Origin of the sequence: Mesorhizobium sp. M0514, from assembly GCF_040321145.1 — a bacterium.
GTDB lineage: Bacteria > Pseudomonadota > Alphaproteobacteria > Rhizobiales > Rhizobiaceae > Mesorhizobium.
On record NZ_JAMYQZ010000057.1, the window covers coordinates 1 to 20,731 of the forward strand.

At 63.2% G+C, this 20,731-nt stretch carries 25 protein-coding genes; 11 read left to right on the forward strand and 14 right to left on the reverse strand.

Features of this window, described 5'->3' with window-relative positions:
* Positions 1-198: 198 nt before the first annotated feature.
* Positions 199-780 carry a tetratricopeptide repeat protein gene (locus NKI61_RS21605; protein ID WP_023684032.1) on the reverse strand — a complete coding sequence of 194 codons (582 nt, stop codon included), beginning with the start codon at positions 778-780 and terminating at the stop codon, positions 199-201.
* A 113-nt stretch (positions 781-893) separates the two neighbouring features.
* Complete coding sequence (ykgO, locus tag NKI61_RS21610; protein WP_006327841.1) at positions 894-1,019, reverse strand: type B 50S ribosomal protein L36; 126 nt, start codon at positions 1,017-1,019, stop codon at positions 894-896.
* Positions 1,020-1,261: 242 nt separating this feature from the next.
* On the opposite strand from ykgO, the gene NKI61_RS21615 reads away from it, so the two are divergent.
* Positions 1,262-1,690 carry a lysozyme inhibitor LprI family protein gene (locus NKI61_RS21615; RefSeq protein WP_023684031.1) on the forward strand — a complete coding sequence of 143 codons (429 nt, stop codon included), beginning with the start codon at positions 1,262-1,264 and terminating at the stop codon, positions 1,688-1,690.
* 38 nt (positions 1,691-1,728) lie between these two features.
* Here NKI61_RS21615 and NKI61_RS21620 read toward each other — a convergent pair whose 3' ends face one another.
* The 8 genes from NKI61_RS21620 to NKI61_RS21655 all read right to left on the reverse strand — a co-directional run bounded on the left by NKI61_RS21620 (position 1,729) and on the right by NKI61_RS21655 (position 8,195).
* The gene (locus tag NKI61_RS21620) at positions 1,729-2,805 is read right to left on the reverse strand and encodes a 5-(carboxyamino)imidazole ribonucleotide synthase (protein ID WP_023698471.1); all 1,077 of its coding nucleotides are present in this window, start codon (positions 2,803-2,805) and stop codon (positions 1,729-1,731) included.
* Entirely contained in the window at positions 2,802-3,299 is a 498-nt protein-coding gene (purE, locus tag NKI61_RS21625) for a 5-(carboxyamino)imidazole ribonucleotide mutase (RefSeq protein ID WP_023754121.1), read from the reverse strand. The genes NKI61_RS21620 and purE overlap by 4 nt, the downstream gene beginning before the upstream one ends.
* 74 nt (positions 3,300-3,373) lie before the next feature.
* Positions 3,374-4,579, reverse strand: a complete 1,206-nt coding sequence (locus NKI61_RS21630) for an aminotransferase class V-fold PLP-dependent enzyme (protein WP_352840751.1) — start codon at positions 4,577-4,579, stop codon at positions 3,374-3,376.
* A gap of 20 nt (positions 4,580-4,599) precedes the next feature.
* Positions 4,600-5,061 (reverse strand): RidA family protein, encoded by a 462-nt coding sequence (locus NKI61_RS21635; protein WP_023715046.1) that lies wholly within the window; start codon positions 5,059-5,061, stop codon positions 4,600-4,602.
* A 117-nt stretch (positions 5,062-5,178) separates the two neighbouring features.
* Positions 5,179-5,973 (reverse strand): amino acid ABC transporter ATP-binding protein, encoded by a 795-nt coding sequence (locus NKI61_RS21640; RefSeq protein WP_023673108.1) that lies wholly within the window; start codon positions 5,971-5,973, stop codon positions 5,179-5,181.
* A 4-nt stretch (positions 5,974-5,977) separates the two neighbouring features.
* A complete protein-coding gene (locus NKI61_RS21645; RefSeq protein WP_352840754.1) occupies positions 5,978-6,628 on the reverse strand; it encodes an amino acid ABC transporter permease in 651 nt (216 codons plus the stop codon).
* Position 6,629: 1 nt separating this feature from the next.
* Positions 6,630-7,295 (reverse strand): amino acid ABC transporter permease, encoded by a 666-nt coding sequence (locus tag NKI61_RS21650; protein ID WP_023693641.1) that lies wholly within the window; start codon positions 7,293-7,295, stop codon positions 6,630-6,632.
* 69 nt (positions 7,296-7,364) lie between these two features.
* Positions 7,365-8,195, reverse strand: a complete 831-nt coding sequence (locus NKI61_RS21655) for a transporter substrate-binding protein (RefSeq protein WP_023737009.1) — start codon at positions 8,193-8,195, stop codon at positions 7,365-7,367.
* A gap of 155 nt (positions 8,196-8,350) precedes the next feature.
* Here NKI61_RS21655 and NKI61_RS21660 point away from each other — a divergent pair, with 155 nt between their 5' ends.
* Positions 8,351-9,166 (forward strand): IclR family transcriptional regulator, encoded by an 816-nt coding sequence (locus NKI61_RS21660; protein WP_023737008.1) that lies wholly within the window; start codon positions 8,351-8,353, stop codon positions 9,164-9,166.
* A 24-nt stretch (positions 9,167-9,190) separates the two neighbouring features.
* On the opposite strand, the gene NKI61_RS21665 is transcribed toward NKI61_RS21660, so the two are convergent.
* Complete coding sequence (locus NKI61_RS21665; protein WP_023673103.1) at positions 9,191-9,394, reverse strand: YdcH family protein; 204 nt, start codon at positions 9,392-9,394, stop codon at positions 9,191-9,193.
* 239 nt (positions 9,395-9,633) lie between these two features.
* Between NKI61_RS21665 and NKI61_RS21670 the strand changes: the two genes are divergently transcribed.
* The 7 genes from NKI61_RS21670 to NKI61_RS21700 all read left to right on the forward strand — a co-directional run bounded on the left by NKI61_RS21670 (position 9,634) and on the right by NKI61_RS21700 (position 14,917).
* Positions 9,634-9,813 carry a YdcH family protein gene (locus NKI61_RS21670; RefSeq protein WP_023684024.1) on the forward strand — a complete coding sequence of 60 codons (180 nt, stop codon included), beginning with the start codon at positions 9,634-9,636 and terminating at the stop codon, positions 9,811-9,813.
* A 287-nt stretch (positions 9,814-10,100) separates the two neighbouring features.
* Positions 10,101-11,354, forward strand: coding sequence for a flavodoxin-dependent (E)-4-hydroxy-3-methylbut-2-enyl-diphosphate synthase (gene ispG / locus NKI61_RS21675; protein ID WP_023693643.1), 1,254 nt, complete (start codon positions 10,101-10,103; stop codon positions 11,352-11,354).
* 3 nt (positions 11,355-11,357) lie between these two features.
* A complete protein-coding gene (locus NKI61_RS21680) occupies positions 11,358-12,215 on the forward strand; it encodes a lytic transglycosylase domain-containing protein (protein ID WP_023832024.1) in 858 nt (285 codons plus the stop codon).
* Between the two features lie 8 nt (positions 12,216-12,223).
* Positions 12,224-12,775 carry a chloramphenicol phosphotransferase CPT family protein gene (locus NKI61_RS21685; RefSeq protein WP_023690061.1) on the forward strand — a complete coding sequence of 184 codons (552 nt, stop codon included), beginning with the start codon at positions 12,224-12,226 and terminating at the stop codon, positions 12,773-12,775.
* Positions 12,776-12,951: 176 nt separating this feature from the next.
* Positions 12,952-13,806, forward strand: a complete 855-nt coding sequence (locus NKI61_RS21690) for a sterol desaturase family protein (RefSeq protein ID WP_352840758.1) — start codon at positions 12,952-12,954, stop codon at positions 13,804-13,806.
* Positions 13,803-14,084, forward strand: coding sequence for a sterol desaturase family protein (locus NKI61_RS21695; protein WP_352840760.1), 282 nt, complete (start codon positions 13,803-13,805; stop codon positions 14,082-14,084). The genes NKI61_RS21690 and NKI61_RS21695 overlap by 4 nt, the downstream gene beginning before the upstream one ends.
* An 80-nt stretch (positions 14,085-14,164) precedes the next feature.
* Entirely contained in the window at positions 14,165-14,917 is a 753-nt protein-coding gene (locus NKI61_RS21700) for a Stf0 family sulfotransferase (protein WP_023698481.1), read from the forward strand.
* Here the strand turns inward: NKI61_RS21700 and NKI61_RS21705 are convergent, their stop codons facing one another.
* The 3 genes from NKI61_RS21705 to NKI61_RS21715 all read right to left on the reverse strand — a co-directional run bounded on the left by NKI61_RS21705 (position 14,918) and on the right by NKI61_RS21715 (position 18,588).
* Positions 14,918-17,260 carry a response regulator gene (locus NKI61_RS21705; protein WP_352840762.1) on the reverse strand — a complete coding sequence of 781 codons (2,343 nt, stop codon included), beginning with the start codon at positions 17,258-17,260 and terminating at the stop codon, positions 14,918-14,920.
* An 85-nt stretch (positions 17,261-17,345) separates the two neighbouring features.
* The gene (locus NKI61_RS21710) at positions 17,346-17,531 is read right to left on the reverse strand and encodes a hypothetical protein (RefSeq protein WP_023684018.1); all 186 of its coding nucleotides are present in this window, start codon (positions 17,529-17,531) and stop codon (positions 17,346-17,348) included.
* 37 nt (positions 17,532-17,568) lie between these two features.
* Positions 17,569-18,588, reverse strand: coding sequence for a LacI family DNA-binding transcriptional regulator (locus NKI61_RS21715; RefSeq protein ID WP_031195645.1), 1,020 nt, complete (start codon positions 18,586-18,588; stop codon positions 17,569-17,571).
* A gap of 218 nt (positions 18,589-18,806) precedes the next feature.
* Here NKI61_RS21715 and NKI61_RS21720 point away from each other — a divergent pair, with 218 nt between their 5' ends.
* Both NKI61_RS21720 and NKI61_RS21725 read left to right on the forward strand, forming a co-directional pair.
* A complete protein-coding gene (locus tag NKI61_RS21720) occupies positions 18,807-19,640 on the forward strand; it encodes an inositol monophosphatase family protein (RefSeq protein WP_050587494.1) in 834 nt (277 codons plus the stop codon).
* Positions 19,641-19,701: 61 nt separating this feature from the next.
* The gene (locus tag NKI61_RS21725) at positions 19,702-20,727 is read left to right on the forward strand and encodes an ABC transporter substrate-binding protein (RefSeq protein WP_023711637.1); all 1,026 of its coding nucleotides are present in this window, start codon (positions 19,702-19,704) and stop codon (positions 20,725-20,727) included.
* Positions 20,728-20,731 lie beyond the last annotated feature (4 nt).

Consider the following 20,731-nt stretch of genomic DNA (forward strand, 5'->3'; position numbering starts at 1 on the left):
GAGCAAAGCACAGGCGGCGTAAATGAGGTTCATGCGCGGAGATACGGGGGTGGAGGGGGATAAGTTCTAGGGAGTAGGGAGTAGGGAGTAGGGAGTAGGGAGTAGGGAGTAGGGAGTAGGGAGTAGGGAGGTGGCGTCTCGACCAATCTTCTCCACTGACTACTGACTACTGACTAATCCCTAATTCCTACTGCCTAATCAAATTCCTTCGCCGGCAAGCTCTTCCGAAATTGCCGCGACCTGGTCCTGGGCGCTGCGCATCATCGGGTAGATAGTCAGCACCTTCTGCCAGGCTTCGAGCGCCGACTGCTTGTGGCCGGTGGCGGCCATGATCTGGGCCAGGCCCGAAAGCGCGCCGAAATGGCGTGGTTCCAGCTGCAGCGTCTGGTCGATGTCGGACATCGATTTCCCGAAATTCTTCATCATGTAATGCACGGTGGCGCGCCGGTTCCAGCCTTCGGCATATTTTGGCTGCAGGATGACGACCTGGTCGAGAAAGTCGAGGGCGACGTCGAACTTCTGGTCGTCCATCGCCTTTTGCGACCATTGCATCATCAGGTCGATCGAGGCGCTGCCGGACTGGAACCATTCGCCCCAGATGCGCCCGGCGATGCGCTCGGCCGCCTTTTCGTTGCGCTCGCGCTTCAGCTCGGCAAACAGTTGGTCGAGCCTGGCTTCCCTGGTCAGGGCAACCGGCGGCTTTGCCGGCGGATCGTCCGCCGACGCCGGAGCGACGCCGAAAAGAAACAGGGTCGCCAAAAATGCAAAAAGAATCCGCATCGCCGGAATCTAACCCCGGACGGCGGATCGTCAAACTGAAATTAGCGTGAAAGTGCCTGAAACCAGGCAATTACCATCGTATGGACGGAGGCAACGAGCCTCCGGCCGAACACTCAGCCCTGGCGCGCCTTGTAGCGTGGAGCGGTCTTGTTGATGATGTAGACGCGGCCCTTGCGGCGAACCAGCTGGTTGTCGCGGTGACGCGCCTTCAGCGCCTTGAGCGAATTCTTGATCTTCATGGTCTTGCCCGTCGGTCTGGGCCCTGTCCGGGCCGAATTATTAAGGCGCGCCTGAAAAGCGCGCCTTTGAACTTGCGGTGGCTCATAAACGAGGAGCCTTGCCCGTGTCAACCGCAAGCGTGCTGGATAGAGGCCGAGAATGGCTTTGGCCATCAAATATCCGCCATCTCGGCTCCACGCCATTGCGCGGCCGAAGGCGGGCTGGAATGGTGCGGCACCCGCAAGCCGATTTGGAGACCTCCATGCGCCTGTTGTTTGTGTCCGCGAGCCTTGCCGTTATGGCAGCCGCCTCCATCGCGCAGGCGCAGGAATGCGACCGCAACGACGACAGCCAGCAGATGATGAACATCTGCGCCGGCGAGGACTATCGGGCCGCCGATGCCAAGCTCAACCAGGCCTACAAGGATCTCGTCGGTCGCAACGACGACAAGGGCAGGAAGCTGCTGCAGGTCGCGCAACGCGCCTGGATCGCCTTCCGCGACGCCGAATGCGCCTATACGACGACAGACAGCGAGGGCGGCTCCATCCATCCGATGGAGGTTTCACAATGCCTGACCGAACTGACGGACCAGCGCATCAAACAGCTCACCGCGGGCGCCAATTGTAGGGAAGGCGATGCGAGTTGCGCCAGCCCCGACGAGGACGGAGATCTGAACGACGAGCTGCAATAGGGCTCGAGCCACGCCCTCGCGCAAAGTGCCGGAATGGCTTAGCTACGGCGGCTGATGCGCGTGAAATGGCCCATCTTGCGGCCTGGGCGCGCTTCCGCCTTGCCGTAGAGATGCAGCATCAGATCGGGCTCGGCGAGCAAAGCGGGTACGCGCAGCACATCGTCGCCGATCAGGTTTTCCATGACGCAGTTTGAATGCCGGCCAGGGTTGCCCAGCGGCAGGCCGGCAATGGCGCGGATATGCTGCTCGAATTGCGAAACGATGCAGGCGGCTTCCGTCCAGTGGCCGGAATTGTGCACGCGCGGCGCCATTTCGTTGGCCAGCAGCGTGCCATCGGCAAGAACGAAGAACTCGACGCCGATGACGCCGACATAGTCGAGGGCCGACAGGATTTTCGCTGCCGACCCCTGTGCCGTCGCCGCCGTCTCCAGCCTGATCTGGGCCGGCAGGGTCGAGGTATGCAGGATGCCGTCGCGGTGGACGTTCTCAGCCGGATCGTAGGCGGCGACCGCGCCGTCCAACCCGCGCGCGGCGATGACCGAGATTTCGCGCTCGAAAGCGACGAAGGATTCGAGGATCAGCGGCACATTGCCCATGGTCTCGCATGTACCGGCAAAGCCGCCCGTCTCCATGTTGCGGAAGACGCGCTGGCCCTTGCCGTCATAGCCCATGCGGCGGGTTTTCAAGATGCCGCTGCCACCGAACTCTCTCAGCGCCGCCGTCAGCTCGTCGTCATTGTCGACGGAGCGGAAATCCGCTGTCCTGATGCCGATGCCGTTCAGGAATAGCTTCTCCGCCACCCGGTCCTGGGCGACTTCCAGCGCCCTGGGTGGCGGATAGACCGGGACCTTGGCGGCGAGCGCGCCGGCAGCCGCTACCGGCACATTCTCGAATTCGTAGGTGACGACGGCGCTGACTGCCGCCAGTTCGGCAAGGGCGTCCGCATCGTCATAGGCGGCGGTGATCTGGCGGTTGGCGACCTGAGCCGCCGGGCAATCGGCCTGCGGTTCGAGGATAATTGTGCGGTAGCCGAGGCGCGCTGCGGCAACAGCCAGCATGCGGCCGAGCTGGCCGCCGCCGATGATGCCGATGCTCGATCCCGCGGGCAGACTCACGGCGCGTCCGTCGGTTCGGTGGCGACCCTGGCGGTTTGGGCGGTGCGCCAGGCATCCAGGCGGGCGGCAAGTTCTTCGTCGTTCAGCGCCAGCACGGCGGCCGCCAGAAGGGCGGCGTTGGCCGCACCCGCCTTGCCGATGGCAAGCGTGCCGACCGGAATGCCGGCCGGCATCTGGACGATGGAGAGCAGCGAATCCTGGCCTGACAGCGCCTTCGATTCGACCGGCACGCCGAACACCGGCAGCGGCGTCAGAGCCGCCGTCATGCCGGGCAGGTGGGCGGCGCCGCCGGCCCCGGCGATGATCACCTTGTAGCCGGCCGCCTTGGCGCCCTTGGCGAAATCATAGAGGCGGTCCGGGGTGCGGTGGGCGGAGACGATCAGCCGCTTGTGCGGAATGCCCAGCGCCTCCAGCGTTTCGGCGGCGTGGCGCATCGTCGCCCAGTCGGACTGGCTGCCCATGATGATGGCGACGTCGGCGCGGTGGTCGGTCAAGCGCATGCTCCCGGCGGTAAAGGCGCGCCTTAGCGGAATTCGGGCTGGCCCGCAAGGATGGCGGCCGCCGCAGCCTAGTCCGGCCAGCGCAGGGCGCCGGATGAATCCTTTCGCGGCTGTCTCATCGCATCCGCCGGCCTGTCGGCCGCGGTGAGCACGGCGCGCAGCTGCTCGGCGACGATCTCGGCCTCGCCGGGGTGCAGATTGCACGGGTCGAGGAAGAAATGGCCGCGCTCGGCCTCGTGGTTGCGCACGATGATGGGCGGCGATCCGGCCGCCAATGCCGAGGCGAGGCCGGCGGCGGTGAAGCGGCTTTTGGGCAAGACAAAGATCTGCAGCCGGTCGAGCGGATTGGCGGTCGGGTCGGGAATGATGTTTGCGACGATGCCGGGTATTCCCTGCAGCGAATCCCTCCATAGATGGAGCGCCGCTTCCTCGCGTCGGCGGATGCCGGCATGGTCGCGCTTTTCCCAGGCTTCGAGCGCCGCGATGGTGCCGGCGATGCTTTCCTTGCCGACCTTCATGGCGCGGGCGACGCCGCGGTTCTGCAGATAGGCGGCGCGGACCAGATCCTTGCGACCGGTGACGATGCCGCTGGTCGGCCCCGAAAGGAATTTGTGGCCGCTGTAGACGACGATGTCGGCGCCGCGCGCCAGGAAGCTGCGCAGGTCATATTCGGAAGCCGCATCGACGATCACCGGCACGCCCCTGGCGTGGCAGATATCGCAGAATTCCTCAAGGGAAAGCATGCCGTATTGCACGGTGTGGTGCGCCACGACGTAGAGCGCCGCCGCCGTGCGCTCGTTGATAGCCTCGCGCACATGATAATCCTGCGTGACGCTGACCGTGCCGGCCGGAATGACCTTGGCGCCGGCGACGCGGATCGACTGGTCGATCGGTGCGCCGTAATTGACGATATGGCCGAGCTGGATGACGACTTCGGACTTCAGCCCTTCGGTATCGTCGGGCAGCCGTTCGATCGCCAGCAAATTGGTGCCGGTCATCGCCCCGGCGATCGCCATGGTGATGCCTGAGGCGCAGCAGGCGGTGATGAAGCCGGCCTCGCCGCCGGTGAGGCGGGCGGTGATCACGCTTGCGGCGCGCTGCAGATCGTCCATCTCCACCCATTGCGAGGCGATCTCGGCCATGGCGCTGATCGCCTCGGGAACGATGATCGAGGCGCCGAGGGTCGTCATCGTGCCGGAGACGTTGATGATCGGCCTCAGTCCCAGTCGTTCACGGATCGTGGTGTTGGAGCCGGTGTCGGAATAGGTTTTCATGTTCAGCAATCCCTTGACTGTCAGGCGGCGATCTCGACGACCGCTTCGATTTCGACGGTGATGTTTCCAGGCAGCGAGCCGACCCCGATCGCCGAGCGTGCATGGCCGCCGATCTTGTCGAAGACGCTGGCGAACAGGTCCGAGCAGCCATTGACCACTTTCGGGTGGTCGCTGAAGGTCGGCGTCGCATTGACGAAGCCGAGCAATTTGACGACGCGCACGATGCGGCCGAGATCGCCGGCGGCGGCGTGCATGACGGCGAGCAGGTTGAGGCCGGTGAGGCGGGCATGCTCATAGGCCTGCTCGACGGTGACGTCCTCGCCGACCTTGCCGGTGCACAGCGTGCCGTCGGCGCGCAGCGGCCCTTGACCCGAAAGAAAGATCAGCCGGCCGCTCTCGGCATGGGTGACGAAATTGGCGATCGGCGTCGGCGGCTCGGGCAGCATCAGGCCGAGCTCGGCGAGCCGGATGTAAGGCGTCATGGAAGAATTCTCCTTGGGCCGGCCTGTTGTTTTACGCAATTCCCAAGGGAAAGCGCTTCGCGCTTTTCCCGGGAAAACCGCTTACACTTTTCCTGGAATTGCTTTGGGCCGCCCATGTCAGAAATGCGAGGCGCGGAACCGCGCCAGGAAAGAGCGCAGGCGCTCATTGGTGGTCTCTTCGGCAAGGATCTCCTTCGGCGGGCCAACAGCGCTGACACCGCCATCGGCCATGAAGACAATGCGGCTCGAAGCGTCGCGGGCAAAGGCCATCTCGTGCGTGACCATCACCATTGTCATGCCGTCTTCGGCCAGGCTGCGCACAACGGCCAGCACCTCGCCGACCAATTCGGGATCGAGCGCGGAGGTGATCTCGTCGAGCAGCAGGATCTTTGGCTCCATGGCGACTGCCCGCGCTATGCCGACGCGCTGCTGCTGGCCCCCGGAGAGTTCCGCCGGCAGGCTGTCGGCCTTGTGGGCGAGGCCGACGCGGCTCAGCCAATGCTCGGCGATCTGGCGCGCCTCGGCCTTGCTCTTGCCGCGCACCTTGGTGAGGCCGAGCATGATGTTGCCGGCGGCGGTGAGGTGCGGAAACAGGTTGAAGCTCTGGAACACCATGCCGGTTTCGGCGCGCATATTGGCAAGGTCGCGCTCGCTGCGCCGCTGGCGCGCGCCGGCCTCACGAAAACCGACCTCCTTGCCGTCGATGCGGATCGAGCCTGAGTCGTAGCTTTCGAGAAAGTTGACGCAGCGCAGCAGGGTGGTTTTGCCGCTGCCGGAAGGGCCGATGACGGTGACCACTTCGCCCCTGTCCACCTTGAGGCTGACCGAGCGAAGCACCTCGACCGAACCAAAGGCTTTCGAGACCCCGGCAATGTCGAGAAGGGCAGCATTGTCGTTCGAGCTTGTGGCCATCGTGCTAGTCCCGGATGAAGGCAAAGCGCCGTTCCAGCCGCCGGCTGGCGTAGGAAAGCGCATAGTTGACGGCGAAATAGATCAAGGCGCCGAGGATGTAGAGCGGCATCGCCTCATAGGTGCGGCCGATGACCTGGTTGATCGCCTGCATCAGGTCGGTGATGCCGAGCAGCGAGACCAGGGCGCTGCCCTTGACCGCATCGGTGACGCCGTTGATCCAGGGCGGCAGGAAGCGCCGGAAGGCCTGCGGAAAGATGAGGTAGGTGAGCCGCTGGCGGAAGGTCAGCCCAATCGCCATCGCCGCCTCGGACTGCCCTTTGGGAATGGAGCCGACGGCGCCGCGGAGATACTCAATGACCTGCGCGGTCTTAAACAAGGTGAGCGCCAGCACCGCCGCCGAGAAGGATTGCAGATGCAGGCCGATGGCCGGCAGGCCGTAATAGACGAAGAACATCAGCACCAGGATCGGGATGCCGCGGATGGTGTCGGAGAAGATGCGCACGGCCCAGCGCAGCGGCGCCGGGCCGTAGACCAGGCCGACGCCGAGCGCGACGCCGGCAATCAGCGACAGCACCACGACCAGCAGCGACACCCACAAGGTGATGGCGAAGCCCTGGGCGAGGAACGGTACGGCGTAGAGGATCTGGCTCAGCATGTCAGCGCGCAGCCCTGAACCGGCGTTCGACCAGCCGCAGCCCGAAGAGCAGGGTGTAGCCGGTCACCAGGTACATCGCCGTCGTCACCAGATAGACCTCGACGATGCGGAAGGTGTTGAAGTTGATCCACTGGGCGCCGAAGGTGAGCTCGGGCACCGAGATCACCGAGGCGATCGACGTGTCCTTGAACAGCGAGATGAAGGTGTTGGACAGCGCCGGCAGCGTGATGCGCAGCATGGTCGGCAGGCGCACATGAACCAGCCGCTGCCAAGGCGTGAGCCCGATCGCCTTGCCGGCATCGAGCTGGCCGCGCGGCACGGCTTCGAGGCCGGAGCGGAACACCTCGACCAGATAGGCGCCGCTATAGACCGACAGCGTCAGCACGAACGAGGTCGGCGCGTCGTAGGCGACGTCGATCACCGTCGGCAGGCCGTAGAAGACAAGATAGACGAGCAGGATCAGCGGCACGTTGCGGATGAATTCGACGTAAGCCGCAATGATGGCGCGCACCACGCGTCCGGCCGAGACATACCAGACCGCCAGCACCAGGCCGATGACGACGCCGATGGCAATCGAAATCACGGCAAGCTCGAGGCTGAGCAGAAGGCCGCCCCACAGCTTGTCGAAATGGCGCCAGATCAGGTTGAAGTTGAGCGTATAGCCCATGCGTCTCCGGCAATAACCAAGGGGATGCGAACTAGAAGGCGGAAGGGCTAACCCTTCCGCCAGCACTTGTCAGACAACCGGGAAACCGGGATGGCGGGCCGGCGGCTCTTGGCCGAAATAGTCCTTGAAGGCGGCGTCGTAGAGTGTGGTCTCATGGCCGAACATCGCGATGGTGAAGGTCTGGTTGACGAAGGTCAGCCAGTCCAGGTCGCCCTGCCTGACCGCCGCGCCGTAGAGCATCGAGTACCAGCTCTTGCCGGCATCGAAATATTTGTCGGGGTTGCGCGAGGCCAGCCAGCGCACGGTTGAAAGATCGACAGCGGCGGCATCGGCGCGTTTCGATTCCAGTGCCTGCAGCACATTGGCCTGAGTGTCGATCTGCAGCACCTGCGCCTCCGGCAGGGCGTAATGGACCGAGCTTTCGGCATCGACATTCTGCAGGATCGAGATGCGCGTCGCCGAACCACCGGCGAGCAGCTTGTCGAAGGTCTTGTTTTCCGCCGTCGGCAGCGTCAGCAGGGCGACGCCCTCGACATAGTATGGCCTGGAGAAGTGGATCAGCTGCGAGCGCTGCGCGGTCATGGTCATGAACTGGATGGTAATGTCGACCTTGTTGGTGGTGACATTGGGGATGCGCTGCGCCGGATCCTGCATGACGAACTCGACCTTGCTCGGATCGTCGAACAGGCCCTTGGCCAGAATGCGGCCCATGGTGATGTCCATGCCGACTAGCTCGCCGGCATCGTTTTCGAAATGCCATGGCGCGTTGGTGCTGCCGGTGCCGACGATCAGCTTGCCGCGGTCAAGCGCGGTGCGCAGAACGCTGTCGGATGCGGCTTGTGCCGCCGCCTTTTCGGCGCTGACAGCGGTCATCACGCCCGCCGTTGCAAGCCCGGCCATGCCCAGTTTCAGAAAATCTCGCTTGGATGCGTCGTTCACTGCGACCTCCTGTTGTTTGAGTTCCCCTACAGACACACGTGTCGCCGACCTGAATTGTCTCTTACAATAGACATATGTATCCTATACAAGACAGATACTAACATCAGGAATCAGTTATGCAAGATAGCAATGGACTCACGGATCGGGCGGAGCTTGGTCCAGCCGAGAGCCCGACGCCCGACAAGACCTCCGGCTCGCGCGAGAAGGGCCTCAACCGGGTGCTGGAGATCCTGGACTTCCTGCATGCTACGCAGCGCGCCATCGGCATTGGCGATCTCGCCAAGGGGGTGAATGCGCCGCGCTCCACCACCTATACGCTGGTGCGTTCGCTGGTCGATGCGGGTCTCCTGGAGATGGAGGGCGACGGCAACCGGGTCTATTTCGGCAAGAAGCTCTACCTCTATGGAATGGACTATGTGAGGGGCAACGACCTGCTTAGGCGGGGCCGGCAGGAGGTCGACAATCTGTCGCGCGAGACCAGCGAGACCTCCGAATTGTGCATGCTGCAAAGCGGGCGCTATACCATCGTCCATTCCAGCCCCGGCACCAGGCCGTTCCGCATCAGCTCGGCCACCGGCCTGCAGATCCCGCTGCCATGGACGGCATCGGGGCGGCTGCTTCTGGCCGGATTGGAAAGGGCCGCCATCCAGGACATGGTCTCGGAAGACGACCTTTTGCTGCCCGACGGCCGCAGGCTGCAGTTCGACGACTTCATTGCCGATATCGCGACGGCCAGAACGACCGGCTATTGCATCACTTCGGGGCTGGTCGACGCCTACACCAAATGCCTGGCCGCCCCTGTCTTCGCGGCCGCCGGCAAGGTCGAGGCGACGCTGTGCCTGGTGGTGCCGATCGACACTTCAGCGGAGAAGACCGACGAATTGCTGACGTTGCTGCGCCATCGCGCGGCGCGGCTGTCGATAGCGGGGTGAGCAGTTAGGCCCCGAGGCCGTCGGCTAAGCGATGATGTCCGGAATGATCTTGTCTTCCAGCGCCATCAGCCGGTCCTTGAGGAAAAGCTTCTTCTTCTTCATGCGCTGGATCTGCAAGGGGTCGCAGCCCATGGCGATCATCGCATTGATGGCCGCGTCGAAATCGGCATGCTCCTGCTTCAGGCGGGAAAATTCGAGGCGGACATCGGCCTTTTCCTGGTCGGACATTCTCTACCGTCTGCATGTCTGCGGCGCCCGGCAATGGGCATGATTGGGCGGGGGCGGCATCAATTGCCGCCGGCGCGCAGCCAATATCACATATCACATTGTCGTGGAATGCTACCACGCAGCATTCGACATCGCAGCCGGATGGTGGCAGACTGTCATGGTGCCGTCACAGATGCGACCTGCGGTGGACGTGCCTTTGACGGCTGCAATCGAGGAAACCATGAAAGGGAGAACCAATCATGTCTCTTGCATCCCATCTTGATGAGTTACAGCGGAAACACGGTGATATCGAACGCGAGATCGACGATGCGATGAACCATCCATCGGTCGACGACCTCGAAATCGTGAATCTGAAGCGACGCAAGCTGGCACTCAAGGACGAGATTGAAAAACTGAAGGCGAAACCGACGAGACACTGACGCCCTTCCAGGATTAGACGCGCCGCCTTGGCGCGTGACTATCGCTCCGGTGGCGACATGCCGCCGGAGGCCTGTTTTTGCTACTGATTCCGATACTGTTGGCTGGCGAAACCCGTCTGTGGGGTCACCGCGCTGCTGCGATTTGGCGGCTCTGCTTGTCTGTCGCCATTGACAAGCCATCTTTGCTCCTCCACCTCATGCCCGAACCTCAGCGCTATGCGCTGATAGCTGATTGAGCGTGCGTCGACGTGGACGTATGTCGCTCGGGTGATCAAGAGGCTGCCGGCATGACCGGGTATTTTTCCTCCCCCTTTGCGCGCCGGACATCGGTCGGCGTCGATGTCGGCGGCGTGGTCGTCGGCGGCGGCGCGCCGGTCGTCGTGCAGTCGATGACCAACACCGACACGGCCGATATCGACCAGACCGTCGCGCAGGTTGCGGCTTTGCATCGCGCTGGCTCCGAGATCGTGCGCATCACCGTCGATCGTGACGAGAGCGCCGCCGCCGTGCCGCGCATCCGCGAACGGCTCGAGCGGCTCGGCATCAATGTGCCGCTGGTCGGCGACTTCCACTATATCGGCCACAAACTGCTGGCCGATCATCCGGCCTGTGCCGAGGCGCTGGCCAAATACCGCATCAATCCTGGCAATGTCGGCTTCAAGGACAAGAAGGACCGCCAGTTCGCCGCGATCGTCGAAATGGCGATCAGGCATGACAAGCCGGTGCGCATCGGCGTCAATTGGGGGTCGCTCGATCAGGAGCTGCTCACCCGGCTGATGGACGAAAACCAGCGCCAAGGCTTTCCGCTGACGGCGCAGGAAGTAACCCGCGAAGCGATCGTGCAGTCGGCCATCCTGTCGGCCGAAATGGCCGAAGAGATAGGCCTCGCCCGCGAAAAGATCATCCTGTCGGCCAAGGTCAGCGGCGTGCAGGATTTGATCGCCGTCTATGCCGAGCTTGCCACGCGCTCCAACCATGCGCTGCATCTTGGCCTCACCGAAGCCGGCATGGGATCCAAGGGCATCGTCGCCTCGTCGGCTGCCATGGGCATCCTCTTGCAGCAAGGCATTGGCGACACCATCCGCATCTCGCTGACGCCGGAGCCGAATGGCGACCGCACGCGCGAGGTGCAGGTCTCGCAGGAACTGCTGCAGACCATGGGCTTCCGTCAGTTCGTGCCGATCGTCGCCGCTTGCCCCGGCTGCGGTCGCACGACCTCCACCGTGTTCCAGGAGCTCGCCCAGAACATCCAGGCCGATTTGCGCAAGAACATGCCGGTCTGGCGGGAGAAATATCCCGGCGTCGAGAACCTCAAGGTCGCGGTGATGGGCTGCATCGTCAACGGCCCCGGCGAATCCAAGCACGCCGATATCGGCATATCGCTGCCCGGCACCGGCGAGATGCCGACCGCACCCGTCTTCGTCGACGGCAAGAAGTCGGCGACGCTGCGCGGTCCGTCGATCGCCGCCGATTTCGAAAAAATGGTTGCCGACTATATCGAGCAGCGGTTTGGACAGCACGGCAAAGCCGCGGCCGAATGAGCCATGCGGGGGCTGCTCAAAGCCGGTGTGATCCTGTTCTGCGGGCTGAGTGCCGGACAGGCGCTTGCCGATCCACCGCAATCGCGCTCGGCGGCGAAACGATTGATCGGCCATGTCTGTGACCTGATCGAGACGCATGCCGAGCGGAACGGCCTGCCGAAGGATTACTTCGCCCGGCTGATCTGGAAAGAAAGCCGCTTCGATCCCAATGCGGTTAGCCCGGTCGGTGCCGAAGGGATCGCCCAGTTCATGCCGAGCACCGCCAAGATGCGCGGGCTGGCCGATCCTTTCGACATCGACCAGGCGATCCCGGCTTCGGCGAAATATCTCGCCGAAATGAAGACCGGCTTCGGCAATCTCGGCCTGGCGGCGGCTGCCTACAATGCCGGCGAGAGCCGCGTTTCGCGCTGGCTGGGTTCGGGCGGCTTCTTGCCCATGGAGACCGAGAGCTACGTCTTCGACATCATGGGCGAACCGGCCGACAAGTTCTCCGACAGCGCCTACGCCGGAACGATCGAGCCGCTCGACGCGAAAACCAGCTTTCCCGTCGCCTGCCGCAAGCTGCCGGTGATCATGTCCAGAACCGTGGCGATGGCCTCGATCAATGTGAAGCCATGGGGCGTCCAGGTGGCCGGCAATTTCCGCAGGGGAGCTGCGATCAATCAGTGGCTGAGGGTCAGGAGCCGGTTTCCGGCGCTGCTTTCCGGTCGTGACCCGGTGGTCAGCCGGGTGCGCACGCCGATCGGCCGACGCGGCATCTACGCCGTCAGGATCGGCGTCGACGACCGTGCCGCCGCCAACGTCATCTGCCAGAAACTGCAAAGCGTCGGCGGCGCCTGTATCGTCGTGCGCAACCGATAGGGGGCGACATGACGGCCAAAATCGTCCTGCTTAATGGCGTCGGCAGCGCCGGCAAAAGCTCGATCGCCAGGGCGCTGCAAACAATCGCCACCGAGCCCTTCCTGCATGTCCAGATGGATGCTTTCATCGACATGCTGCCGCCGGCGCTGCAGGATCATGCCGACGGGTTTTCCTTTGAGACCGTGCTGGAAGACGGCAAGCCGTCGGTGGTGATCAGGAGCGGGCCGGTCGGCGCGCGAGCCATGCGCGGCATGCGCCATGCCATCGCCGCCATGGCCGGGCAAGGCAACAATCTCATTGTCGACGACGTGATCTTCAATGACGAGATAGCGGAGCACCGCAAGTTGCTGTCGAGCTTTGACCTGCATCTGGTCGGCGTCATGGCGCCGCTGGAGGTGCTGGAAGCGCGCGAGGCCGCGCGCGCCGACAGGCTGCCTGGCCTGGCGCGCTGGCAATATGGACGCGTCCACAAGGGCATGGACTACGACCTCGAAGTCGACACCAGCCGGCTGACGCCGCTTGAATGCGCCCGTCGCATCCAGGAAAGATTCCGACTATAGTGGCCGGTGTTCTTTTGTTGCAATCATGGCTCTTCCAATCGCCCAAAAGCGATAGTCACCCGTCATGTGCAGGGTCGTGGCGATTAAATATTAATGAGCCCTGCTGTAGCAAAAGAGGTCGATATCTCCGACGAGAGCTTTTTTGCGATCGTCAAAAAGGCGGGGCATAGGGGGCGGTGGCAAATTTCCTTAGACGCGTTGTAAGTGAACTTGAAACGCCGCGCGCCAAACGGCCGTTCGGTTCTGGCTGGCTGTCCGGCTCGATTGGCTTGCTTGCCGGGGTCACCGCCCTGCTGATGGTCATCGTGCTGCGCTACCCGTCGCTTACATCGATGCCGGATCTGGCCCCCATCCACCAGATGCTGTTCTTCAAGCCGGTGCTCTATTTCGTCCTCATCTCCGGCTATATCCTGGCGATCCTCAGCATGACGCTGCGCAGGCAAAAGACGCTCGGCGCGGCAGCGATGTTCACTGTGCTGCTGGCGTCGCTGGTCGGCATGCTTCCGGTGCGCCATCAACTGCACATCGACGGGGTGTTCTTCGGGCTCGATTTCTTCATCCTGAACGCCTTGTTCATGGGTGTGCTGTTCGTCCCGCTCGAACGTCTTTTCGCGCGCAACAAGGATCAGACCGTGTTCCGCGACGAATGGCGCGAGGACCTGTTCTACTATCTGGTCTCGTCGCTGCTGGTGCAGATTTTGACCTACCTGACCTTGGCGCCGTCCAACTTCGTCAATTCACAGGGCGCCCTTGGTTCGGTGCGCGCCTGGGTCCACGGCTTGCCGTGGCTGGTGCAACTGCTGACGGTGATGTTCCTGACCGACCTTGCCCAGTATTGGGTGCATCGGGCCTTTCATCGCATTCCCTGGCTGTGGAAGTTCCATGCCGTGCACCATTCCGCCAAGTCGATGGACTGGATTGCCGGTGCGCGCATGCATTTCCTGGAAATCATCGTGCTGCGCAGCCTGACGGCCACCCCGATGTTCGTGCTGGGGTTCGATGAATCGGCTATCCAGACGTATATATATTGATCGTCTACGTCTATTCGTCGTTCATCCATTCCAACATCGGAACCAGTTTCGGTCCAGTCGAAAAGGTGCTGGTGTCGCCGCGTTACCACCACTGGCATCACGGCCTCGAAAAAGAAGCGATCGACGTAAATTTCGCCATCCATTTCCCGCTGCTCGACCGGCTGTTCGGCACCCATCATATGCCCGAAGGGCGCTGGCCGAACGGCTACGGCATTCACGGACATCCCGTTCCGAACGGATACTGGCAGCAATTCCTCTATCCCTTCCGGCGCGGCTAGACTGGAGCCTTTCGCGAAGCGCGCGTGTCACCGCGCCCTGGCGGGGTTAGCCCAATCCATGACAAGCGACAGAGTCCCAGATGCTTGACGGCTACATAATCTGCGGCACGCCGAGAACCGGAAGCACCTTGCTGTGCGGCCTTCTGGCCTCGACGAAAACAGCCGGCGATCCGCACTCGTTCTACCGGCGGCAGGACAAGGCGGAATGGGCAGAAGAGTGGAAATTGCCGCATCCCGAGACGATGAGCGCGCATGATTTCGACGTCGCCTATCTCGGTGCGGCAATCAGCGCGGGAAGGGGCGGAACAGGCGTCTTCGGCTTGCGCCTGATGCGGGAAAACCTGGGTGAACTCTCGGCCATCCTCGACCGGATCTACCCAGACCTGCCATCGGACAAAGCACGCTTTGAAAAGGCCTTCGGCCGGATCCTCTACATCCATCTTTCGCGCGAAAACAAGCTGGCGCAGGCGGTGTCGCTGATCAAGGCCGAGCAGACTGGGCTTTGGCACATCGCGCCCGACGGAACCGAGATCGAACGGGTCGCACCGCCGCAGGAACCCCGCTACGATTTCAAGCGGATCCAGCGCGAGCTTGCCGAACTCGAAGCCTATGACGCGAGCTGGAATGTCTGGTTCGCGGAGCAGGGGATCGTCCCGCTGCGCATCGGCTATGAGCGCCTGTCAGCCGATCCGGCAGCGGCATTGTCATCCATCTGCAAGGCGCTGGGCGTTCCGGCGCCGAATGCCGCCGACGTAAAGCCGGGCGTCGCCAAGCTCTCCGACGAGACCAGTCTCGACTGGATGCACCGCTATCGTCTGGACGCGGCGATTTGATCAAGCCCTCTTTACCGCGACCGTTTCGCTGAGCCATGTGCCGATCTTACTGCCGAGGCGGTCGGGCGACACCGGCTTGGGCAGATAGTCGTCCATTCCGGACTCGATACATTTGTCGCGGTCGCCCTTCAGTGCGTGAGCGGTGACGCCGATGATTGGTGTGTGATTGCCACTCGCTGCCTCCGCCGCCCGGATGGCGCGGGTCGCCTCGTAGCCGTTCATCTCCGGCATGGAGACGTCCATGAGGATCAGCTTCGGCCGCAGCGCCCGGTACATCTCAACGGCCGTGCGGCCATTGCTGGCGATGCGGTAGCTGAGGCCAAGCCCATTGAGGATTTGGCCGAACACCAGCTGGTTCACGTCATTGTCCTCGGCGATCAGAATATCGATCGGGCCGTTTGGCGTGGCGATCGATTCAGGCACTGTGGCCGCCGGAATTGCCGGGCCGCGAATGACGGTGAAGGCGGGTGGCGTCACGGGTGCCGCCTGCGGAACAACAGGCTCGCGAACGAACTGGGCCTTGCCGATCTGGGCCCGCGCTTTCTGGATGGCCGAGATGACGGTGCCGAGCAGGATGGCCGAGCGCGCCGGCTTGGTGAGATGCGCGGCGATGCCGAAATCGATGACCATCTTGCCGAAATCGACCTGGTCGACGGAGGTCAGCAGCACCACCGGGATGGCGGAGAGACGGCTGTCGGCGGAAATCGCCTTGGCGACATCGGCGCCGTTCATGCCGGGCATCTGGTAGTCGAGGATGATGCAGTCGACCGCAGCACCGAGTTGGCTGGCCCGGTCTAGAAAGGCGAGGCCGACGGCGCCGCTTTCGGCGGCCGCGCAGTCGAAGCTCCAGCTTCTGAGCTGCTCCAGCAAGATCTCGCGGTTGACCGGGTTGTCGTCGATGACCAGCACGCGGGCGCCGGTGACATCGACCGGCACGATCTCGTTGCGCGTGTCCTGCTGATGCGCCGGCAGCGGCACGGCGAACCAGAACACCGAGCCGCGGCCGATCTCGCTTTCGACGCCGATCTTGCCGCCCATCAGGTCGATGAGGCGGGCGGCGATGGCAAGGCCGAGGCCGGTGCCTTCATGGCGGCGCGTTGACGAGCCGTCGACCTGCGCGAATTTCTCGAACACGTTCTCGAGCTTCTCGGCAGGAATGCCGATGCCTGTGTCCTCGACGCGGACCTTGAGCTGGACCATGCCGTCGACCACCTCGCCGCCGACATCGATCAGCACATGGCCCTTCTCGGTGAACTTCACCGCATTGCCGAGCAGATTGGTGACGATCTGACGGAACCGTCCGGCATCGCCGACGACATGGGCAGGCAGGCGCGGGTCGACGCGCACGATCAGCTCGAGGTTCTTTTCGGCGACGCGCGCCGACACCAGTGTGGCCACGTCCTCGACCGCTTCGGCAAGCCGGAAGGGTGCAGGATCAAGCGTCAGCTGACCGGCATTGATCTTGGAGAAATCAAGGATGTCGTTGATGATGGTGAGCAGCGCATTGCCCGATTTGACGATGACATCGGTGAAGGTCTTCTGGCGCGCGTTAAGCTCGGTCTTGGCGAGCAGTTCGGCCATGCCCAGCACGCCATTCATCGGCGTGCGGATCTCATGGCTCATATTGGCCAGGAATTCCGATTTGGCGCGGTCGGCCGCTTCGGCCTTGAACAAGGATACGGCGGATTCGGTGAAGGCGCGGCGGATCGCCTTTTCCATCGGCCGGAAGATCCAGAGGGCAACGATGGCAAGAACCGCGAACAGAAGGCCGCTTGCCCACAACAGCAGCCTGTCGCTGGAGGCGTCGGCCAGATGGCGTTCGCCATCCATGGCGGTCCGCACACGCATTAGCATCGGCTGGACGAACAGGTCGTTCTGGTTGAGGATTTCGCGCGAGCTCCATTCGTCGGTCTGTTGCGCCGCCGACATCAGGTTGAAGTTGCGCACGATGTCGCGCGACGACCAGAACAGGTCACCGTTGACGGCGGCCGACGAGAGTTCGTCCAGCGTTTTGGCCGACAGGCTCGGCTTGATCGCGGCAAGCTCCGCGGACAGTGTTTCGATCTCGCTGGTCAGGCGTTGCGAATGGCCGCGCGCGGCGGCGGCAAGGCCGTCACGGGTTTCGGTGCGCCAGGTCGTGCTGGCGGTTTCGGCAAAGCTGGAGGCGTTGCGCAGGTCGCGGGTGAAGACGACGAGATTGCTGCTCAGCGCGTCGATGTCGTGGCGGAAGGAATTGACGCGATTGAGCGCAAACATCACCGCGGTGGAAGCCAGCGCAAAGATGAGCAATCCCGAGATGTAGCGGATCCGGATCGAGCGGATGAAGAAAGAATATTCCGGCATGCGCAACCCCAACACATACGCATCATTTTAACGGTCGGGATTACGCTTGATTTACATTAAAATTCCGTTCGCGCCTGGCGGGCCGTCAAGATCCTGGCTGCACGTGCCCGGAGTTGGCGCCATAGAGGGTGGCATCGCATTCGCGCATCATGCGCAGTGCTTCTTCCTCGGTCAGGCCGAACTTGCGCATCATGCTCCGGATTTCGGGGCCTACAGCTATCTCCACCGGTCTTGCCGCCTGGCGGGTCTTCCTGGCCTTTTTCTTGGACATCAGTACGTTTCCCGTTTTGACCGACACATGTTTCGCATCAGCCCTGGCCCGGCCTCACCGTGCTGCGCCAGACCATGGGCGCATGGCAGATCAGGCGGCTGCCAGCCTCCTCCCGCGCGCCGGTCGCGAGCCGCACGGCGCGCCTGGCGATCTCCTCGATCGGCGGCGAGAACGTCGTCAGCCGGTAAGAGGCCCAGTCGGCCTGTTCAATGTCGTCAAAGCCGATGACGCAGAGATCGCGGGGTACGTTGATGCCGAACTCGTGGCGGGCCGCATCGAGAAAGCCGCACGCAATCAGGTCGGTCACGCAGAACGCCGCATCCGGCCGCTGCCGGCCGGAAAAGAGTCGCCTAGCGCCATCGGCTCCGGTGGCATAGCCGGTGCGGCCCTCGCGCCACACGGTCACCTCCAGCCCTTCCTTCTGCGCGGCGGTAAGGAAGGCGGTTTCGCGGGAGAGCAGGCTGGGCGTGCCGGCAGCCGAGGTCACCAAAGCGGGGCGGGTACAGCCGGCCCGGATGAAGGCATGCAGCGCTGCCTCTGCGGCTGCAGCGTTGTCGACACCGATATTGTGCGGGCCGTCGAAGCGGTCATCGCGATTGATCAGCACCAGCCGCTGGCCGTTCTCAAGACAGGTGCGGATCAGCAACTGCGGCGGCGAGCCGGACAGAACGATGCTCGCATCGGCGCGATAGTTCAGCGTGTTGCGCAGCGCCTGGTCGACATGGTGGCTGGGGCCGGAGGTGTTGAACACCATGGCCATTTTGCCGGCGTCCCGCAGATGTTGGGTCAGCGCCTTCTGCAGGCGGGCATGATAGGGCGTGTCGCCATCGGCAACGATGAGGCAGACAATGCCGGTCGAAGCCCGCATCAGGCCGCGAGCCAGATGGTTGACGTGATAGCCGAGTTGCTCGGCCGCCAGCATCACCCGCTCGCGGGTTTCCCCGGAAACGGAAGCGCCGGGCGTGAAGGTACGTGACACGGCCGAGCGTGAAACCCCGGCGAGGTCGGCAACCTGCTGGGCGCTGGAAAAACCGGTGCGGATTCTCGGAACCGTCAAGCGAACGCTCTCGCTGCTGTTTTCGTGATTCTTTGCACGCCAGTGCAATGTAATGCAACTCTTCTGCCATTGCCACCCACCGCACTTGACAGGCATGGCCGAATGCAACAGCTTTGCACAGCCGTGCAATACAAGCCGGCTCAAGAGTGGCATCGGAGGAATACCCTGTCCATTTCGCCGAAGACGGCATTGAGGGCGCGATTGTCCGGACCGGCTGCATGAGCAGGGCGGCGGCGCATCCGAAGGCGGACCGGCTGTCCGAGGCCGAGATGGACAGGCGTGCCGAGGTCTGCCGGAAACTGCTTGTCACGGCCGGGCAACTGGCGATGGAAGGCTATGCCCGGCAGGGCGCCGTCCAGCCGGTGGCGATGAAAGGCCCGCAGGATTTTCTCACTGAAACCGACGGCAAGGTCGAGGAGCACATCCGCGCGACGCTGGCAGAGGCTTTTCCGCAGGACGGGTTTTTGGGCGAGGAAGGCGGTGGCATCGGCTCTGCCCGCATGTGGGTCGTCGACCCCATCGACGGCACCGCCAATTTCATGCGCGGTATTCCGCATTTCTGCATTTCGATAGCTTTCGTCGAGGACGGCCGCAGCGAGATCGGCGGCATTGCCAATCCGGCCATCGGCGAAACGTACTTTGCCCGTCGCGGGCACGGCGCGACGCGCAATGGCGCGCCGATCCATGTGTCGCCGACGCAAGCGTTCGACCGCGCCTTTGTCGAGTTCGGCTGGTCGCCCAGGATTCCCAATCGCGACTATCTGGACAAGGTGAGCCTTGTCTGGGCACTCGGCGCCAATGTGCGGCGCTCCGGCTCCGGAGCGCTTGGGCTGGCCTATGTGGCCGACGGCCGCTCCGATGCCTATGCCGAGCTGCACATCAATTCGTGGGACTGCCTGGCCGGATTGCTGCTGGTGGAGGAGGCCGGCGGCCGGGTGAACCGGTTCCTCGACGGCGACGGCATGGCGAAGGGCAATCCCGTGCTTGCGGCAGCACCCGGTGTTGCGGCGACATTGTCCCAGGTGATCGGAGTGCCGCTCGACGACGGGTAGATCGTTTCAGTGTGAAAGATAGGGAGGAATATCGATGAAGACATTTGACAGTAAGCAAGGCTTGCGCGCCGCCTGGCTTGGCCTTGGCGCGGCGCTGGCCATGTTCGGATTGGCGGGTGCCGCCCAGGCGGCCGATCGCAGCCTCACAATGTATTGCGCCGTCGACGAGGCCTGGTGCCGGGCGATGGCGACCACCTACCAGAAGGAGACGGGCGTCAGCGTCGACATGACCCGCATGAGCGCCGGCGAAATCTACGCCCGCCTCCGGGCCGAGAAGGACAATCCGCAAGCCGATATCTGGTGGGGCGGCACCGGCGACCCGCATCTGCAGGCGGCGGAAGAGGGCCTCACCCAGGAATACAAGTCGCCGCAACTGGCAAACTTGCGCGACTGGGCGCTGAAGCAGGCCGACAGGTCGAAGAACCGCACGGTCGGCATTTATCTCGGTGCGCTCGGCTATGGCTACAATGAGGAAGATCTGAAGCAGCGCGGGCTGACCGCGCCGGCGTGCTGGGCCGATCTGGTCAAGCCGGAATTCCAGGGCGAGATCGAGATGGCCGACCCGAATTCATCGGGCACGGCCTGGACCATGCTTGCCACCATCGTCCAGCTGATGGGCGAGGACAAGGCATTCGACTATCTCAAGCAGCTCAACAAGAACATCGCCGAATACACCAAGGCAGGGGCCGCGCCGGCGCTCGCCGTCGGCAAGGGCGAGACGCTGATCGGCATCTCCTTCCAGCACGACGTGATCAATGCCGCGAAACAGAACCCTGCCGTGAAGGTGGTGTCGCCTTGCGAAGGCACCGGCTTCGAGATCGGCTCGATGAGCATCGTGACGGGCGCCAAGCATGCCGAAGAGGCGCAGAAATTCTACGACTGGGCGCTGAGCCCGGATGCGCAGAAGCTCGCGGCGCCGAACGGCAGCTTCCAGATTCCGTCGAACACCGCCACGCCGGTGCCGCCCGAGGCGCCGGACCTCTCGAAGATCAAGCTGATCGACTACGATTTCGCCAAATACGGCTCGTCGGCCGAACGCAAGCGGCTGTTGAAGAAGTTCACCGACGAGGTCCGCAATGGCGGCTGAGCGC

Coding starts and splice junctions, on each gene's coding strand:
- NKI61_RS21605 (WP_023684032.1), bottom strand. CDS start 780: ATGCGGATTCTTTTTGCATTTTTGGCGACCCTGTTTCTTTTCGGCGTC.
- ykgO (WP_006327841.1), bottom strand. CDS start 1,019: ATGAAGATCAAGAATTCGCTCAAGGCGCTGAAGGCGCGTCACCGCGAC.
- NKI61_RS21615 (WP_023684031.1), top strand. CDS start 1,262: ATGCGCCTGTTGTTTGTGTCCGCGAGCCTTGCCGTTATGGCAGCCGCC.
- NKI61_RS21630 (WP_352840751.1), bottom strand. CDS start 4,579: ATGAAAACCTATTCCGACACCGGCTCCAACACCACGATCCGTGAACGA.
- NKI61_RS21635 (WP_023715046.1), bottom strand. CDS start 5,061: ATGACGCCTTACATCCGGCTCGCCGAGCTCGGCCTGATGCTGCCCGAG.
- NKI61_RS21640 (WP_023673108.1), bottom strand. CDS start 5,973: ATGGCCACAAGCTCGAACGACAATGCTGCCCTTCTCGACATTGCCGGG.
- NKI61_RS21645 (WP_352840754.1), bottom strand. CDS start 6,628: ATGCTGAGCCAGATCCTCTACGCCGTACCGTTCCTCGCCCAGGGCTTC.
- NKI61_RS21650 (WP_023693641.1), bottom strand. CDS start 7,295: ATGGGCTATACGCTCAACTTCAACCTGATCTGGCGCCATTTCGACAAG.
- NKI61_RS21655 (WP_023737009.1), bottom strand. CDS start 8,195: ATGGCCGGGCTTGCAACGGCGGGCGTGATGACCGCTGTCAGCGCCGAA.
- NKI61_RS21660 (WP_023737008.1), top strand. CDS start 8,351: ATGCAAGATAGCAATGGACTCACGGATCGGGCGGAGCTTGGTCCAGCC.
- NKI61_RS21665 (WP_023673103.1), bottom strand. CDS start 9,394: ATGTCCGACCAGGAAAAGGCCGATGTCCGCCTCGAATTTTCCCGCCTG.
- NKI61_RS21670 (WP_023684024.1), top strand. CDS start 9,634: ATGTCTCTTGCATCCCATCTTGATGAGTTACAGCGGAAACACGGTGAT.
- ispG (WP_023693643.1), top strand. CDS start 10,101: ATGACCGGGTATTTTTCCTCCCCCTTTGCGCGCCGGACATCGGTCGGC.
- NKI61_RS21680 (WP_023832024.1), top strand. CDS start 11,358: ATGCGGGGGCTGCTCAAAGCCGGTGTGATCCTGTTCTGCGGGCTGAGT.
- NKI61_RS21685 (WP_023690061.1), top strand. CDS start 12,224: ATGACGGCCAAAATCGTCCTGCTTAATGGCGTCGGCAGCGCCGGCAAA.
- NKI61_RS21700 (WP_023698481.1), top strand. CDS start 14,165: ATGCTTGACGGCTACATAATCTGCGGCACGCCGAGAACCGGAAGCACC.
- NKI61_RS21705 (WP_352840762.1), bottom strand. CDS start 17,260: ATGCCGGAATATTCTTTCTTCATCCGCTCGATCCGGATCCGCTACATC.
- NKI61_RS21710 (WP_023684018.1), bottom strand. CDS start 17,531: ATGTCCAAGAAAAAGGCCAGGAAGACCCGCCAGGCGGCAAGACCGGTG.
- NKI61_RS21720 (WP_050587494.1), top strand. CDS start 18,807: ATGAGCAGGGCGGCGGCGCATCCGAAGGCGGACCGGCTGTCCGAGGCC.